Source organism: Variovorax dokdonensis (assembly GCF_030316895.1).
Lineage (GTDB): Bacteria > Pseudomonadota > Gammaproteobacteria > Burkholderiales > Burkholderiaceae_C > Variovorax > Variovorax dokdonensis.
Genome location: NZ_JASZYV010000002.1, coordinates 304,560 through 320,227, shown reverse-complemented (window position 1 = coordinate 320,227; position 15,668 = coordinate 304,560). Strand labels below are relative to the sequence as shown.

At 65.9% G+C, this 15,668-nt stretch carries 14 protein-coding genes; 2 read left to right on the top strand and 12 right to left on the bottom strand.

The annotated features are described in order from the left end of the window. Position 1: 1 nt before the first annotated feature. The 8 genes from QTH91_RS10045 to QTH91_RS10010 all read right to left on the bottom strand — a co-directional run bounded on the left by QTH91_RS10045 (position 2) and on the right by QTH91_RS10010 (position 9,550). Complete coding sequence (locus QTH91_RS10045; protein ID WP_286659937.1) at positions 2-1,798, bottom strand: NADH-ubiquinone oxidoreductase-F iron-sulfur binding region domain-containing protein; 1,797 nt, start codon at positions 1,796-1,798, stop codon at positions 2-4. Between the two features lie 240 nt (positions 1,799-2,038). Next, on the bottom strand, positions 2,039-3,160 hold the full coding sequence (locus tag QTH91_RS10040; protein WP_286659936.1) for an ABC transporter ATP-binding protein: 1,122 nt from the start codon (positions 3,158-3,160) through the stop codon (positions 2,039-2,041). Then, on the bottom strand, positions 3,157-4,842 hold the full coding sequence (locus tag QTH91_RS10035) for an alpha-amylase family glycosyl hydrolase (RefSeq protein ID WP_286659935.1): 1,686 nt from the start codon (positions 4,840-4,842) through the stop codon (positions 3,157-3,159). The genes QTH91_RS10040 and QTH91_RS10035 overlap by 4 nt, the downstream gene beginning before the upstream one ends. Before the next feature lie 5 nt (positions 4,843-4,847). Continuing rightward, complete coding sequence (locus QTH91_RS10030; RefSeq protein WP_286659934.1) at positions 4,848-5,711, bottom strand: carbohydrate ABC transporter permease; 864 nt, start codon at positions 5,709-5,711, stop codon at positions 4,848-4,850. Then, positions 5,708-6,646 carry a carbohydrate ABC transporter permease gene (locus QTH91_RS10025; protein ID WP_286659933.1) on the bottom strand — a complete coding sequence of 313 codons (939 nt, stop codon included), beginning with the start codon at positions 6,644-6,646 and terminating at the stop codon, positions 5,708-5,710. The genes QTH91_RS10030 and QTH91_RS10025 overlap by 4 nt, the downstream gene beginning before the upstream one ends. Beyond that, a complete protein-coding gene (locus QTH91_RS10020) occupies positions 6,636-7,958 on the bottom strand; it encodes an ABC transporter substrate-binding protein (protein ID WP_286659932.1) in 1,323 nt (440 codons plus the stop codon). Before QTH91_RS10020 ends, QTH91_RS10025 begins: the two co-directional genes overlap by 11 nt. A gap of 26 nt (positions 7,959-7,984) precedes the next feature. Beyond that, positions 7,985-8,815 (bottom strand): 4-hydroxy-tetrahydrodipicolinate reductase, encoded by an 831-nt coding sequence (gene dapB / locus QTH91_RS10015; RefSeq protein ID WP_286659931.1) that lies wholly within the window; start codon positions 8,813-8,815, stop codon positions 7,985-7,987. A gap of 162 nt (positions 8,816-8,977) precedes the next feature. Next, positions 8,978-9,550, bottom strand: coding sequence for an outer membrane protein assembly factor BamE (locus QTH91_RS10010; RefSeq protein WP_286659930.1), 573 nt, complete (start codon positions 9,548-9,550; stop codon positions 8,978-8,980). Between the two features lie 86 nt (positions 9,551-9,636). Between QTH91_RS10010 and fur the strand changes: the two genes are divergently transcribed. After that, positions 9,637-10,056 carry a ferric iron uptake transcriptional regulator gene (gene fur, locus QTH91_RS10005; protein WP_286659929.1) on the top strand — a complete coding sequence of 140 codons (420 nt, stop codon included), beginning with the start codon at positions 9,637-9,639 and terminating at the stop codon, positions 10,054-10,056. A gap of 19 nt (positions 10,057-10,075) precedes the next feature. On the opposite strand, the gene hprK is transcribed toward fur, so the two are convergent. The 4 genes from hprK to QTH91_RS09985 all read right to left on the bottom strand — a co-directional run bounded on the left by hprK (position 10,076) and on the right by QTH91_RS09985 (position 14,382). Beyond that, the gene (hprK, locus tag QTH91_RS10000) at positions 10,076-11,035 is read right to left on the bottom strand and encodes an HPr(Ser) kinase/phosphatase (RefSeq protein ID WP_286659928.1); all 960 of its coding nucleotides are present in this window, start codon (positions 11,033-11,035) and stop codon (positions 10,076-10,078) included. Positions 11,036-11,081: 46 nt separating this feature from the next. Further along, entirely contained in the window at positions 11,082-11,549 is a 468-nt protein-coding gene (locus QTH91_RS09995; RefSeq protein ID WP_286659927.1) for a PTS sugar transporter subunit IIA, read from the bottom strand. A gap of 108 nt (positions 11,550-11,657) precedes the next feature. Further along, positions 11,658-11,990 (bottom strand): ribosome hibernation-promoting factor, HPF/YfiA family, encoded by a 333-nt coding sequence (hpf, locus tag QTH91_RS09990; protein WP_286659926.1) that lies wholly within the window; start codon positions 11,988-11,990, stop codon positions 11,658-11,660. Between the two features lie 283 nt (positions 11,991-12,273). Continuing rightward, complete coding sequence (locus QTH91_RS09985; protein WP_286659925.1) at positions 12,274-14,382, bottom strand: ATP-dependent helicase; 2,109 nt, start codon at positions 14,380-14,382, stop codon at positions 12,274-12,276. A gap of 276 nt (positions 14,383-14,658) precedes the next feature. Here QTH91_RS09985 and QTH91_RS09980 point away from each other — a divergent pair, with 276 nt between their 5' ends. Next, entirely contained in the window at positions 14,659-15,648 is a 990-nt protein-coding gene (locus QTH91_RS09980; RefSeq protein ID WP_286659924.1) for a magnesium and cobalt transport protein CorA, read from the top strand. The last annotated feature ends 20 nt before the right edge of the window (positions 15,649-15,668 follow it).

The window sequence follows — 15,668 nt, the reverse complement described above, 5'->3', positions numbered from 1 at the left end:
CTCAAGCGACCTCGTGAGGGAAATATTTCTGGACGCAGCGAACAGGGTTCGGCGCCGCCTGCCCCAAGCCGCAGATCGACGCGTCGATCATCACCTGGTTCAGGTCTTCCAAGGTGGCGTGGTCCCAGTCCGGCTGGGCCATCAGCTGTGCGGCCTTGCCGGTGCCGACGCGGCACGGGGTGCATTGGCCGCAGCTTTCGTGTTCGAAGAACCGCATCATGTTCAAGGCGGCGTCGCGTGCGCGATCGTGCTGGCTGAGCACGATGACGGCGGCCGAACCGATGAAGCAGCCGTGCGGCTGCAGGGTATCGAAATCGAGCGGGATGTTGCTCATGCTGGCGGGAAGAATCCCGCCCGAGGCGCCGCCGGGCAGATAGGCATACAGCTCGTGTCCGGGCAGCATGCCGCCGCAGTATTCGTCCACCAGCTCACGCAGCGTGATGCCGGCCGGCGCCAGCTTGACGCCGGGCTCGCGAACCCGGCCGCTGACGCTGAACGAGCGCAGGCCGTGGCGTCCGTTGCGGCCATGGCTGCTGAACCACTCTGCACCGCGCTCAAAGATGTCGCGCACCCAGTAGAGCGTCTCGAAGTTGTGCTCCAGCGTGGGCCGGCCGAACAGGCCGATCTGCGCGATGTAGGGCGGACGCATGCGCGGTTCGCCGCGCTTGCCTTCGATGCTCTCGATCATCGCGGACTCCTCGCCGCAGATGTAGGCGCCGGCGCCACGGCGCAGCTCGATGAGCGGCAGGGCGAACGGCGGATCGGCCTGCAGCAGCGCAAGCTCGCGTTCGAGGATGGCGCGGCAGCCGTGGTATTCGTCGCGCAGGTAGACGTAGCAGGCATCGATGCCGACCACGGTGGCGGCGATCAGCAGGCCTTCGAGAAAGCGGTGCGGATCGCGCTCGAGGTAGGTGCGGTCTTTGAAGGTGCCGGGCTCGCCCTCGTCGATGTTCACCGCCATCAGGCGCGGCGCCAGTTGCTGGCGCACGATGGACCACTTGCGTCCCGCCGGAAAGCCCGCGCCGCCCAGGCCGCGCAAGCCGGAGTCGGTCATGGCCTTGAGCACATCGTCGGGCGGCGTCGCGCCGGAAGCCACGGCCGCGGCCAGGCGATAGCCGCCCCGCTCCTTGTACGCCTGGTAGCCAACATAGGCGGGCGACACTTCGGCGGGCGATGCGGTGACGGGCGCAGCGCCCGAGGACGCGGCATCGAACTGCCCCTCGTCCGACGCCGGCGCATGCTGCCGGGCATCCTGATCCACCGCGGCCTTGACGGCGTCCGCTGTCGCGCGGGCCACCGGTGCCTGGCCGACCACCGCCACCGGCGCCTGTTCGCAGCGGCCCACGCAGGGTGCCGGAATCACGCGAACATCAGAGCCGAGGATGGCCGGCAGGCGCTGCAGCAGATCGCGCGCACCAGCAAGTTCGCAAGAGAGACCGTCGCACACGCGCACGGTGAGCGCGGCGGGCTGCTCATCGCCGCGCAGTACTTCGAAGTGGTGGTAGAAGGTCGCGACTTCGAACACCTCGGCCATCGGGATGTTCATTTCGCGCGCGAGCGCGACCAGGTGCCGGTCATGCAGGCCTTGCCAGGCATCGTTGATGCGGTGGAGGTTCTCGATCAGCAGATCCCTCCTGTGCGGACCACGCCCGATGAGCGCCTGGACTTCTTCGAGCGAGACGTGGTCGGGCTGGCGGCCCTTGAGCTGGCCCTTGCGACGCAGCTTTCCGCGAAGCTCGTCCACGGTGGCGAGTCGCACGACACCGGGTTCGGGAGGGCGCGTAGTGGTTGTGGTCATGTCATCGGCGATGCGGTCAGGCTTCGCGGCAGTGGGGTATTGCTTGTCTCTCGGCCAAGGGGGATTCTCATGCGGCCTGCGATCGCGCGCACGTCACATGAGCTACGTGGTTATGCATGCCCGACCATAGGTCCGATGACGATCCTGATGGATGTGGCGCTGGCCGGTCATTGACCGTGGTCAACTTGTTGCGCCATGGTCATTCGGGGGCATCGGCACTCAGGGTCACGCCCGGCGCGGCTACGGGGCGTCGAGCGCAGCGCCATCGGCGCCGAAGAGGTGGCAGCGCGAGGCCAGCAGGTACATGCGCGTCGTCGTGCCTTCGCCGAGCGGCGGCTCAGTGCCCCAGCGGGCGCACAGCAAGGTGCCGTCGGGCGAGCGCAGGTAGACCAGCCGGTCCTCGCCCAGTTCTTCCACCACCTCGATGGGGCCTTCGATGGCGGCGTCGCCGAAATCGTGGGCAATGTGCTCGGGGCGGATGCCCAGGGTCAGGGTTTCTCCGGGCGTGATGCCCTCGCCTTGCGCAGGGATATGCATCACGCCGCCGCCCGGCAGTTGCACACCCACGCGGCCGGCGCCGCAGTCGAGCACGCGCACCGGCAGGAAGTTCATGCGTGCGCTGCCGATGAAGCCGGCCACAAACAGGTTTCGGGGACGCTGGTAGAGCTCCTTGGGTGCGCCGACCTGCTCGATGCGTCCAGCGTTGAGCACGACGATGCGGTCGGCCAGCGTCATCGCCTCTACCTGGTCGTGCGTCACGTAGACCATCGTGGTCTTCATGGCCTGGTGCAGCCGCGCGATCTCCAGGCGCGTCTGCACGCGCAGTTGCGCGTCCAGGTTGGACAAGGGCTCGTCGAACAGGAACACGCTGGGCTCGCGCACGATGGCCCGGCCGATCGCCACGCGCTGGCGCTGCCCGCCGGAAAGTTGGCGAGGCAGCCGCTTCAGCAAGGGCGTGAGTTCGAGACGATCGGCCGCTTCGCGCACCTTGGCATCGATCTGCGCGCGTCCGAGGCCGCGCCCGGTTTCAAGGCCGAAGGCGATGTTCTCGTGCACCGTCATGTGCGGGTACAAGGCGTAGCTTTGGAACACCATGGCCACGCCGCGCTCGCGTGGCGCGAGTTCGGTCACGTCGCGCTCGCCGATGAGCACCTCGCCGGCGCTGGGCGATTCGAGCCCGGCCACGAGGCGCAACAAGGTGGACTTGCCGCAGCCCGAGGGCCCGACGAAGACGCAGAACTCGCCCGGCTCGATGCGAAGGTCGACGCCCTGGATGACCGGATGACCCTCGAAGTCCTTGCGAACTCGGCGCAGCTCGATGGCCTGTGCGGAGGCGGTTGCGCTGGTCTCGACCGCCGTCATGCCACGTCCTCGGCCTTGTCGTCGCGCCGCGCGAACCACGCGTCGAAGCCTGGCACGACGAGCGTCGCGCCTTGCATCTGCGCGGCAAATCCGTGACCGTCCTGCGGCAAGAATGCGGGCGCATCGGCCATCGCCAGGGTCATGGGCTCCGGCCCCAGGTTGAAGACGGTGCGCAGCGTATGGCCCGGCACCTGGCGCTCCAGGCAAAGCAGCGGCGCAGGCACGTCGGCCATGAAGCGGATGCTGCCGCGCTGCAGCGCCGGCTGGCCCTTGCGCCATGCAATGAAGCGCTGCACGCGCGCCAACACCGAGGCGCTGTCGGCTTCTTGGACCGACACCGCACGCTGCGCATGCGCCAGCGGCACCGGCAGCCAGGGCGTGCCGAAGCTGAAACCGGCATGGACTGCATCCGCCGTCCAGGGCATGGGCGTGCGGCATCCATCGCGCCCGGGAAACTCCGGCCAGAACTGGCGGCCGAAAGGGTCCTGCAGCAATTCGAAAGGGATCTCGGCTTCGGCCAGGCCCAGCTCTTCTCCCTGATAGATGCACGGCGTGCCGCGCAGCGACATCAGCAGGGCCAACAGCATGGGTGCGGCGCGATCGGCGTGCTGTTCCAGCCGCCAACGGGAAATGACGCGCGTCACGTCGTGGTTGGACATGGCCCAGCTCGGCCAGCCGTCGCCGATGGCGGCCTCGAACCGTTCCACGACGTTGCGAACATGCGCGGCGGAGAAGGCATCGCCCAGCAGGCTGAAGGCGTAGGCCATGTGCAGGCGCTTGCCGCGCGAGGTGTACGCGGCCGTGGTGGCGGCCGGATCGCGGTCCGGGCCGATTTCGCCCACCATCGCCGTGCCGGGGCGCGTGTCGACGAGTCGGCGCAGGCGCTCCAGAAAGACAAGGTTCTCCGGCCTGGACTTGTCGTAGACGTGGTCCTGGTAGCTGTAGGGGTTGGTCACATGCACGCCCACGGTCTGGCCGCCCACCCCCAGCGGCGGGTTGTCGCGCAGTTGCTGGTCGTGGAAGTAGAAGTTGGCGGTGTCGAGCCGAAAGCCGTCCACGCCCCGATCGAGCCAGAACTGCACGATGCCGAGTACCGCATCCTGCACCTCGGGGTTGTGGAAGTTCAGGTCAGGCTGACTCGCGAGGAAGTTGTGCAGGTAGTACTGGCAGCGCCGCGTGTCCCAGGCCCAGGCGCTGCCGCCGAAGAGTGACAGCCAGTTGTTCGGCGGGCCGCCATCGGGCCTGGCATCGGCCCAGACATACCAGTCGGCCTTGTCGTTGTGCCGATCGGCGCGGCTTTGCGCAAACCAGGCGTGGCGCTCCGACGTGTGCGAGATGACCAGGTCGATCAGCACCCGCAGGCCGCGCTCGTGCGCTGCGGCGAGCAGTTCGTCGAAGTCGGCCATGGTGCCGAACATGGGCGCCACTTGGCAGTGGTCGGCGATGTCGTAGCCGAAATCGGCCATAGGCGAGACGAAGAAGGGCGAGATCCAGATGCCGTCGACGCCGAGGCTGGCGATGTGGTCAAGACGGGCGGTGATGCCCGCCAGATCGCCGATGCCATCGCCATTGGTGTCGAGGAAGGAGCGCGGGTAGACCTGATAGATCACGCCCGACTGCCACCAGTCGTTGGCCGATTCCTCGGCTACGGATGTCGTGTTCGATGTCGTCGAAGTCGTCATTGCATTCATCCTTTGACCGCCCCGGCCGTGAGGCCGGCGACGATGCGGCGCTGAAAGACGAGCACCAGCAGCACCAGCGGCACCGTCACCACCACCGATGCGGCCATGATCGGCCCCCACGGCAGCTCCTGGCTGCTGCCGCCCGAAAGCAGCGCGATGGCCACCGGCACCGTTCGGGCGTCGGGCGAGAGCGCGAAGGTCAGCGCAAAAAGAAACTCGTTCCAGGCCACGATGAAGGCCAGCAGTCCGGCGGGCACCATGGCGGGCCACAGCAGCGGCAGGAACACGCGGCGCAGCAGCAACGCGGGCGAGGCGCCATCGACGTAGGCGGCCTCTTCCAGTTCGCGCGGCAGCTCGCGCATGAAGGTGGTCAGCACCCACACGGTAAAGGGCAGCGTGAGCACCAGGTTGGCCAGGCCAAGGCCCGGCAGCGTGTCGTAAAGGCCCAGTGCGCTGATCAGTTCGAACATCCCCGACAGCACGGCCACCTGCGGGAACATCGAGACGCCGAGGATCGTCATGAGCAGCAGCGCGCGCCCCCTGAACTGCACGCGGCCCAGTGCCCATGCGGCGCCCAGGCCCAGCAGCAGGGAAAGCGCCACCACGCCCAGCGCTACCGCCAGCGAATTGAGAATGCTGCGCCCGAAGTTCTGCTGCAGGAAGATCTGCTCGTAGTTGCGCAAGTCGAAGTGCTCGGGCCACAGCGCGGGCACGAACAGTTCCGATCCGCTGCGCAGCGAAGACACCAGCGCGTAGTAGAACGGGAAGACGGACACCACGAAGATGACCGCCAGCAGCAGCGCGAAGCCGATGCGCCGCAGATGAACGGGCCACGCTGGGCGCTGCCGCTTGCGGATGGCGAGCGTCATCGCGTCTCCCCTTGCAGCCGGACTCGGCCGAGCACCAAAGCCGTCCAGGTCAGCAGCACGATCACGAGGAACAACAGCGTCGATGCGGCCGAGCCATAGCCCACCTCCTGGAAGTCGACCAGCCATTGCCGCGCATAGACCGACATCGACTGCGTGTCGCGCGAGTTGGCGGTCAGCACGTAGATCAGGTCGAACACGCGCAGCGCATCGAGGGCACGGAATATCACCGCCACCATCAGGGCCGGCCGGATCAGCGGCAAGGTGACGCGGAAGAACACGCGTACCGGGTGGATGCCGTCGACGCGCGCCGCCTCGTAGCAGTCACCCGGAAGCATCTGCAGCGCGGCCAGCGTCAACAGCGCCATGAAGGGCGTGGCCTTCCAGACGTCGACCATCACCACCGCCCACATCGCAAGATCCGGATCGGCCGTCCACGCCACGGGGTGGTCGATCAGCCCCAGCCCCATCAAGATGTGGTTGAGGATGCCGAACTGGTCGTTGAGCATCCAGCCCCACATGCGCGCCGAGACCACCGTCGGGATGGCCCAGGGAATGAGGATGGCCGCGCGCACCACGCCGCGAAGCGGAAAGCGCACGTTGAGCGCCAGCGCCACCACCAGGCCCAGCACGGTCTCGAGCGATACCGACACGGCGGCGAACCACACCGTGCGCCAGACGGCGTGCCACCACACGGAATCGGCCAGCACGCCGTACCACTCGCCGCCATCGCGTTCGAGGAAGTTGGCCAGGCCGATGAACCGGGCTGCGCCCAGGTCGTCCAATGCGGCGTCGGTGAAGCCGAACCACAGCGTGCGCGCCAGCGGCCATCCGGCCACCAGCGCCAGCACGATGAGCGTCGGCGCGAGAAACGTCCACGCCGCCCGCACGCGCTGTTGCGCAAGGCCGCCAGGCCCTTTGGCGCGATCACCAGCCATGTCGACTCATCCCGCGCAACTCATGCGCCAGGTCGGCAAGTGCCGGCTCTGCGGAATTGCGCCCCGACAGCACACCGTGCACCGCGTTCGCCACGGCGCTGGAGACGCGGTTGTACTTGCGGCCCGTCACACGCGAGGGGCGGGCGACCGCGGACTCGAAGCTGGGGTAGAGCGTCCCGAAGAACGGATTGGCAGCCAGCACCTGTTCGTCCTTGTAGAGCGCAGGCCGCGTCGGGTTGTAGGCGGCTGCGACCGCGCGGCGCTTCTGCTCGGCGGCGCTCGTGAGATAGAGCGCCAGGTCGACAGCTTCGGGGATGTGGCGCGAGTGGCGCGAGACGGCCAGGTTCCACCCGCCGAGCACGCCGCTGTGGCGCGCCGGGCCCTTCTTGGGATCACCGCTCGGCAGCGCTGCCACGCCGACCTTTCCGCGCACAGGACTGTCTGCGCCCTGCGCCAGCGCCCAGGCATAAGGCCAGTTGCGCATGAAGACGGCATGCCCGGACTGGAACAGGCCGCGCGCTTCTTCCTCGGCGTAGTTCAACACGCCAGGCGGCGCAATGGTGCCCACCCACTTCGATGCCAGCGAGAGCGCATCGCGCGCGGCGGGGCTGTCCACGCTCACGCTACCCTCCGGACCGACGATGGCGCCGCCCCGGCTGTCCATCCATTCCAGGGCATTGACGGTCAGGCCCTCGTACGCGCGGCCCTGGAAGACGTAGCCCCACATGCCGCTGTCGCCGGCCTTGCGTTCGGCCTGCTGGATGCGTTGCGCCGCATCGGTCATCTCGTCCCACGTCTGCGGGACGGGAAGGCCGTACTTTTTCAGAAGATCGGCGCGGTAGAAAAGGACGCCCGCATCGGTGTAGAACGGCAGCGCCACCAGGCGCCCATCGACCGTGTTGTTGCGGATGATGGCCGGGAAATGCTCGGCAGGTGCGTCACCCACGAAGGGCGACAGGTCCACGAGGTTCCGCGCCAGGATGCCTGGCCAGACGACGTCGATCTGGTAGACGTCGATGGCGGTGCTGCCGCCCGCCAGCAGTTGTTGGTAAAGCGCCAGGCGCTCGCTGGCGGAGTTGGGCGTAGAGACCACACGGACGGTGTGGCCGGTGCGCTTCGCCCAGGCCTGGGCGCCCTCGCGGCATTGCGCCAGTTCCTGTCCCACTGCGCCGCAGGAGATCGAGACCTCGACCGCCGCCGCTCGCCGTGGCCCCAGGACCAGGGACACCGTGACCATCAGCAGTGCTGTCAGCCAGGTGGCGCCCAGGCGCGGGAAAAGACGGCGAAGACGGGGGAGGCGGCGCTCAGTCAATACGGGAGAGGAATCGGACCGGCTTGCTAGCGCAGGCCGAGCACATCGAACATGTCGAACAGGCCGCTCTTGTGGCCAGCGAGGAAACGGGCCGCGCGCAAGCTGCCTTGCGCATAGCCGTTGCGGTTGGATGACTTGTGCGAGATCTCGATGCGCTCGCCAGTTCCCGCAAACAGCACGGTGTGGTCGCCCACGATGTCGCCGCCGCGGATGGTGGCGAAGCCGATGGACGACGGATCGCGCTCGCCGGTCACGCCCTCTCGGGCATACACGGCGCAATCCTTCAGGTCACGGCCCAGGGCCTGGGCAATCACCTCGCCCATCTTGAGCGCGGTGCCCGAGGGCGCGTCCACCTTGTGGCGATGGTGCGCCTCGACGATCTCGATGTCGTAGCCCGTCGACATCGCCTTGGCGGCCATCTCGAGCAGCTTGAGCGTGACGTTGACGCCCACGCTCATGTTCGGTGCAAGCACGATGGCGATGTCCCGGGCGATCTCGGCGATCTGCGCCTTCTGCTCGTCCGAGAAGCCCGTCGTCCCGATCACGGCCTGCACGCCCAGCTCACGACACACTTTCAGGTGGGCGAGCGTGCCCTCGGGCCGCGTGAAGTCGATCAGCACCTGCGAATTGGCCAGGCCTTCGCGCAGGTCGGAGACGATCGGGACGCCGGTGGTCGCACCCAGCGGGGCACCCGCATCCTGCCCCAGCGCGGGGCTGCCGGCGATGTCCAATGCGCCGGCCAGGCGGCAATCGTCGGCAGCCAGCACCGCCTCGATCAGCATGCGGCCCATGCGCCCAGAGGCACCTGCAACGGCAATGCGGCGTGCCGGATTGGATGAAGTGGAAGAAGCAGTCAAGGCAGAGGTTCCTTGGGCGAATCAAATGAATACAACGAAGGGCTTGGCAAATCACCCTTCGACTTGAACGTCAACTCGCCCGGCGCCAGCATCCGGGCCATTTCGCCAACGCGGCGATGAGCGAACGGCGGCCGTGAGCGATGCGCGGCGGGCCGCCGCGGCTCAGCGACCCGTGCCCAGCGGCGGATAGCTGGCCGGCAAGGGCGCCGCAGGCGTACTTGCAGCGTTGGCCGCCGCAGCGGCGTCCGCCGCCTCCTTGGGCTTGGGGTCGAACTTCTTGAGCTCTTCCTCGCTGGCTTCGAGCTTGGGCACCTTGGGCTCCTTGTTGCCGCGCGGATCGAGCGTGGCGACAAAGTCCTCCTCGCTGGGCATCGGGTCGCCTTCGTAGCGCGTCATGCGCTCACCGTCGAAGAAGACCGTCAGGTGACGCTGCTGCGAAGCGACGCCCTGGCGTCGGATCGTGAACACATAGTCCCAGCGGTTGGAATGGAACACGTCGCTCAGCAGCGGCGTGCCGAGAATCTCGCGCACCTGCTGGCGCGTCATGCCGGGGCGAAGCGCATCGACCTGCTGCTTGGACACGAAGTTGCCCTGCACCACTTCAGCCTTGTACGGCGTGATGGTGCGCATGGCGCCACGGGCGCTGTCACCGATGGTGCTGCATGCGCCAAGACCGACACTGCCGGCGATCGCCGCCAGGAGCGCCCAGGGTCGGCGGGGTTGATTGGCAGTCATGGAAAAAGAGGCAAGCGATATGATCGGAACATTGTAGCGGCAGGCATTTCTGCCCATATTTGCTGGTCAGGACCGCCGTCAACACCATGGACAAGATCGACGAACTCAAGAGCACCGGCTTGAAGGCCACTTTGCCCCGGCTGAAGATTCTCGAGATCTTCCACAGCGGCAACCAGCGCCACATGACCGCGGAAGACGTCTACCGCGTGCTGCTGAACGACCATTCCGACATCGGACTGGCGACGGTTTACCGCGTGCTGACGCAGTTCGAGCAGGCGGGCATTCTGGAGCGCAGCCACTTCGAAAGCGGCAAGGCGGTCTATGAGCTCAACGAAGGCCAGCACCACGACCATCTGGTGTGCACCTCATGCGGCAAGGTCGAGGAGTTCTATGACGCCGAGATCGAGCGTCGCCAGCAGATGGTGACCAAGGACAAGGGCTGGGTGCTGCAAGACCACGCCATGTCGCTTTACGGCATCTGCGCCGAGTGCGCTGCCAAGCGCTGACGCGCCAAACGCGCCAGGCCTAGTCGTCGTCCCTGGACGACTCCATGGCCTTGTGGTGCCGGGCGACGAAGTCGGCATAGGTGTCGATGCCCCGCAACTGAAGGATCGAGTTGCGAACTGCCGCCTCTACCAGCACGGCGATGTTGCGACCCGCCACGACCTGGATGATCACCTTGCGGATCGGCACGCCGAGCACGTCCTGCGTGAGCGGGGCCGCGGGCATTCGCTCGTAGTCTCGCTCGAAGCTGTCGCGCCGCACGAGGTGGACGATCAGCTTGAGCCGCATCTTTCGCCGCACAGCCGTCTCGCCGAAGATGGCGCGGATATCCAGCAGTCCTATGCCGCGTACTTCCAACAGGTTCTGCAGCAGGTCGGGGCAGCGCCCTTCGATGGTGGTCTGGTTGATGCGGTGCAGGTCGACCGCGTCGTCGGCCACCAGGCCGTTGCCGCGGGAAATCAGCTCCAGCCCCAGCTCACTCTTGCCCAGGCCAGACTCGCCGGTGATCATCACGCCCAGGCCCAGGATGTCCATGAACACGCCGTGCATCGAGGTGCGCTCGGCAAAGTGCTTGGACAGGTAGGCCCGCATCACGTCGATGACGAATGCCGAGGATTCACGCGTTGCAAATAGTGGCAATTGCGCGCGCTCGCAGATCTGCAGCAGCTCGTCCGGTGCTGCCTGGCCATCGGCCAGCACCAGCATCGGCGGCTCGAGCGTCACGATGCGTGCAATCCGGCGAGCGCAGTCTTCCGGCGATCCCATCGTGAGGTAAGCGACTTCGCGCGCCCCCATGATCTGGACGCGATAAGGATGGATGTAGTTGAGGTAGCCGACCAGATCCGCCGCGGACTGTGCGCGACTGATGACGTCTGGGTCGAACTGGCGCTCGGAGGCGCCCAGGCCGGCCAGCCACTCCCAGCGAAGGGAGCCGCGGAACTCCTCGAACACCGCGTCGGCGCTGATGGCGTTGGGTTTCATGCGTCAGCGGCCCGCCCTGCCGCAGGTCTTGCAAGAAAGGCGCGGATCACGCGACCTGGGCCGACTGCCAGCCCGCGATCAGGGCGTGCAGCTTGACGGCATCGCCGCTGGACTTGATCTGCTCGCGCAAGGCCGAGTCGCTGAGGAGCTCGGCAATCTCGGAAAGGATTTCCAGGTGCTTTTGCGTGGCTGCCTCGGGCACCAGCAGGAAGATCAACAAATTGACAGGCTGTTCGTCAGGGGCGTCGAAGCCGATCGGCTGAGCCAGCTGGAACACAGCCGCCATAGGGGCCTTCAAACCCTTGATGCGGCCATGGGGAATGGCAACGCCGTGACCCAGACCGGTTGAGCCGAGCCGCTCGCGGGCGAAAAGGCTGTCGGTGATCAGCGCGCGACCTAGGCCGTGCAGGTTTTCGAACAGCAGGCCCGCCTCTTCAAAGGCACGCTTCTTGCTGGTAGCGTCAACGCTCACGAGAACTTGAGCGGGCGGCAGGATGGACGCGAGTCGATTCATGATATGGGGCGGGGGCGATTATGCACCCACGAGCCAAAAAGCAAAGGGCCGCCTTTCGGCGGCCCGCAATAGGATTTGCCCGGAGTCCCGGGCGAGCCGGTTACGCCGTTAGTTCACGACGCGCTTGACCGACTCGTGATGGTGGTCTTGCAGGCGGTCCTTGTGGCGCACCACCTGGCGATCGAGCTTGTCGACCAATTCGTCGACGGCCGCATAGAGATCCTGGTGACTCGATTCGGCGAACATGTCGTTGCCCTTGACGTGAATGTTGCATTCAGCGCGTTGACGCTTTTCCTTCTCCTTTTGCTTTTCCACCGTCAGGATGACCTTTACGTCGACCACCTGGTCGAAATGTCGCGTGATGCGATCCAGCTTCGTCGTGACGTAGCTGCGCAGTGCGGGGGTGACGTCAAGGTGATGTCCGCTGATCGTCAGATTCATGTGTGACCTCCTGGAACTGACAGTTTGACAATGACCATGCCCTGAGGGGGGCTTGGCCGACGGGAAAATGGGTAACCTTTTGCGAGAAGAGATGCGTCGCTGGCAAAGACCGTTGAGCTGGGAAACGAAGCGGGAGAAGAAGGAGGAGAGAAGCGCGAAGAGATGAAGATCGAGTCGGATTCACTATGCCCGGCCGGATACCGAAAAGCAATGATGGCCCTGCAGGGCAATAACGGATACCTGTTACAAGAGTTTTGCGCCAAACTGGTGGGCTTGGAGAATTTCAGCCGACCTGCCCAGAACGCCATGCGGCGCGGAGGCGATTGCGCAGGTCGATGGTCGCCGCTGGAGGCGGCACGGCCGGCGGCTCCACCGGCGGCGCGGGCCAGACCATTTGCTGGTAGGCCTTCAAATCCGACCCCGGAATGAAACGCGTGCGGCCTGCGTAAAGATGGCGGTCGCCGCGCGCGCGCTGCTGGGTCACATAGAAGCGTTGCGGCACCAGCAGATGCAGATGGTCGCGCGCCCGCGTCATCGCCACATAGAGCAGCCGCCGCTCTTCTTCGATGTCATCGGCGCAACCCGTAGCCATGTCCGAAGGAATGCAGCCGTCGACCACGTTGAGCACATGGACGGAGGTCCATTCCTGTCCTTTGGCCGAATGGATCGTCGACAGAACGAGATAGTCTTCGTCCAACAGGGGCGGGCCTGAGCGGTCGCTCGTGGCCTCAGGCGGATCAAGCGTGAGCTCGGTCAGAAAGCGCTCGCGCGACGCGTAGCCAGCAGCCAGTTGCACGAGCTGCTCGACGTCGGCAATGCGAACGGCCGCGTCTTCATGCAAACGCTCGAGATGAGGCTGGTACCAACGCTGAGCGGCCTCGAGTTCGGTCGGCCAGGAGCCCGGGTCAGCTTTGCGCAGCTCGGCATAGGTGTCTGCGAACACGGCCCATGCCTCGCGCGCGGCAGCGGGAACAACGAAGTCGCGCACCGTGGCGATGGGGTCGGCGCAATCCTGCAGCGCATCCATGAGCCGTGTGGCCGTGGCCGCACCGATACCGGGGATGAGCTGCACCACCCGAAAACCCGCCAGACGCCCCTTGGGGTTCTGCGCGAATCGCAGAAGTGCCAGCACGTCCTTGACGTGCGAGGCCTCGAGGAACTTGAGACCACCGAACTTGACGAACGGGATGTTGCGTCGTGCCAGTTCGAGCTCCAGCGCCGCACTGTGGCTGCTGGTGCGAAAGAGCACGGCCTGCGACTTCAGGCGCAGGCCGCCTTCGCGATGCGCCAGAACCTGATCGGCCACCCAGCGCGCCTGATGCGCCTCGTCCGGCACGAGCACCAGTTGCGGGCGACCCGCACAGGCCCGTTCGCTCCACAGGCGCTTGGCAAACCGCTCCCCTGCGGCCGCGATGACGGCGTTGGACACATCGAGGATCGGCTGGGTGGATCGGTAGTTGCGCTCTAGCGTGACCACGTGGGCAGGCTGGCCGTCTCGGGCAAACTGATCGGGAAACTCCAGGATGTTGCGGACGGTGGCGCCGCGGAACGAGTAGATGGATTGCGCGTCGTCGCCGACCGCGGTCAGCCCGCGCCCGTCAGGCTTGAGGCGCCGAAGGATCGCCGCCTGCAAACGGTTGGTGTCCTGGTACTCATCGACCAGCACGTGGTCAAAGCGGCCGCCGACTTGGGCCGCCAGCGTGGGCTCGCCAAGCATCTCGTGCCAGGCCAGAAGCAGGTCGTCGTAGTCGAGCACGTTCTGCTCAGCCTTGGCATCGACGTAGGCGCCGAACAGGCGCTCCAGTTCCTCCTCCCATTCGGCGCACCATGGGTAGGCCTGGGCAAGCACATTGCGCAAGCTGTCCTGCGTGTTGGTCACTCGCGAATAGATCGACAGGCAGGTGGCTTTGCCCGGAAAGCGGCGGCCGCTCGCGGTCAGGTTCAACGCATTGCGCACCAGGCCCATCTGGTCTTCGGCGTCACCCCGGTCGTGGATGGTGAAGCCGGGGTCGAGGCCGAGCGAGGTGGCGTATTCCCGGAGCAGGCGGGCCCCCACCGAATGGAAGGTGCCGGCCCACGGCAGTTGGGGCACGCCTTCATGCTTGAGACCCAGGGCCCGGGCCAGCACGTGCCCGGCACGATGCGACATTTCCTGCGCGGCGCGGCGCGAGAAGGTCAAGAGGAGGATGCGCTGAGGATCGCCACCGTGGGCGATCAGGCTGGCCACTCGATGGGCCAGCGTGTTGGTCTTGCCTGACCCGGCGCCCGCGACCACCAGCAACGCGCCCGCTGCCGCATCGCCGACGCCGTGCAACACAGCCCGACGCTGTGCGTCATTCAGGCGCAATAGGGCCTCTTGCAGATGGCTTTGGGGAGATTCCAGCGTGGTCATGGGCTGAGAAGCGCAACTGTACATCCATCCAGCGTCGCGCCATGGGCACATTTGCCTCGGGTCAATGGCGAGCGCACCGCCCCACTTCGCGTCACGGTGTGATAATCGCGCCCGTCGCAACTTGCACGCTTTTAGGAGCATTGCCTTGGAAAACTGCCAGCCTCGGCAGCTTTCAACTCCCAGCTGACGGCCATCTACGGATGGAAGCGGGTCGGGGTTGAAAGCGCCCCGCCCTCTACCACGCAACTGTAGAACGTCATCTCCGGGAGTGAGCCCATGCTCAACATCTTCACGCTCGCCAACGGCCGTCTCGTCCAGGAAGAGATCGAGTCGCTCGAAGAACTGTCCAAGTTCCAGCCCATCTGGGTTGACCTCGAATCGCCCACGCTGGAAGAAAAGCGCTGGGTCAAGCAGTACTACGGCCTTTCCATCCCCGAAGACGCGATGGACGAGGACATCGAGGAGTCCGCGCGCTTCTACGAAGAAGACAACGGCGAGCTGCACATTCGCAGCGACTTCCTGATCGATGACGACAGAGACTCTCGATCGGTGCGCGTGGCTTTCATCCTCAATCGGCACAACTCGGGGCTGCGAAGCTGCGGGGTGCTGTTTTCGATCCACGAGGAAGACATCCCGGTGTTTCGCCTGCTGCGCCTGCGCGCGCGCCGTGCACCCGGGCTGATCGAGGATGCCAAGGAAGTACTGCTCAAGCTCTTCGATGCCGACGCCGAATATTCGGCCGACACGCTCGAAGACATCTACGACGAACTCGAAGTGGTCAGCAAGAAAGTGCTGGCGGGCAATGTGAGCGACGAGCTGGCCGGCGAGGCGCTTGGCGCCATCGCGCGCCAGGAAGACTTGAATGGCCGAATCCGCCGCAACGTGATGGACACGCGCCGCGCCGTGAGCTTCATGATGCGCAGCCGCATGCTCAATGCCGAACAGTTCGAGGAAGCGCGCCAGCTGCTGCGCGATATCGAATCGCTCGACAACCACACGGCCTTCCTGTTCGACAAGATCAACTTCCTGATGGATGCGACCGTCGGTTTCATCAACATCAACCAGAACAAGACCATCAAGATCTTCTCGGTGGCCAGCGTTGCGCTGCTGCCGCCGACGCTGATCGCCAGCATCTACGGCATGAACCTCGCTTTTCCCGACCTGCGGGCGCTGGGCGAGGCCGCATTCCCCTATGTGCTGGCCCTCATGGCAGCCAGCGCACTGGGGCCGATGTGGTATTTCCGGCGCCGGGGCTGGTTGAAGTAGCCCACCCCCAGGCTACCCTG

Coding starts and splice junctions, on each gene's coding strand:
- QTH91_RS09980 (WP_286659924.1), top strand. CDS start 14,659: ATGCTCAACATCTTCACGCTCGCCAACGGCCGTCTCGTCCAGGAAGAG.
- QTH91_RS10035 (WP_286659935.1), bottom strand. CDS start 4,842: ATGACGACTTCGACGACATCGAACACGACATCCGTAGCCGAGGAATCG.
- QTH91_RS10040 (WP_286659936.1), bottom strand. CDS start 3,160: ATGACGGCGGTCGAGACCAGCGCAACCGCCTCCGCACAGGCCATCGAG.
- QTH91_RS10025 (WP_286659933.1), bottom strand. CDS start 6,646: ATGGCTGGTGATCGCGCCAAAGGGCCTGGCGGCCTTGCGCAACAGCGC.
- QTH91_RS10010 (WP_286659930.1), bottom strand. CDS start 9,550: ATGACTGCCAATCAACCCCGCCGACCCTGGGCGCTCCTGGCGGCGATC.
- QTH91_RS09985 (WP_286659925.1), bottom strand. CDS start 14,382: ATGACCACGCTGGAATCTCCCCAAAGCCATCTGCAAGAGGCCCTATTG.
- fur (WP_286659929.1), top strand. CDS start 9,637: ATGGACAAGATCGACGAACTCAAGAGCACCGGCTTGAAGGCCACTTTG.
- QTH91_RS10045 (WP_286659937.1), bottom strand. CDS start 1,798: ATGACCACAACCACTACGCGCCCTCCCGAACCCGGTGTCGTGCGACTC.
- hpf (WP_286659926.1), bottom strand. CDS start 11,990: ATGAATCTGACGATCAGCGGACATCACCTTGACGTCACCCCCGCACTG.
- hprK (WP_286659928.1), bottom strand. CDS start 11,035: ATGAAACCCAACGCCATCAGCGCCGACGCGGTGTTCGAGGAGTTCCGC.
- QTH91_RS09995 (WP_286659927.1), bottom strand. CDS start 11,549: ATGAATCGACTCGCGTCCATCCTGCCGCCCGCTCAAGTTCTCGTGAGC.
- QTH91_RS10030 (WP_286659934.1), bottom strand. CDS start 5,711: ATGACGCTCGCCATCCGCAAGCGGCAGCGCCCAGCGTGGCCCGTTCAT.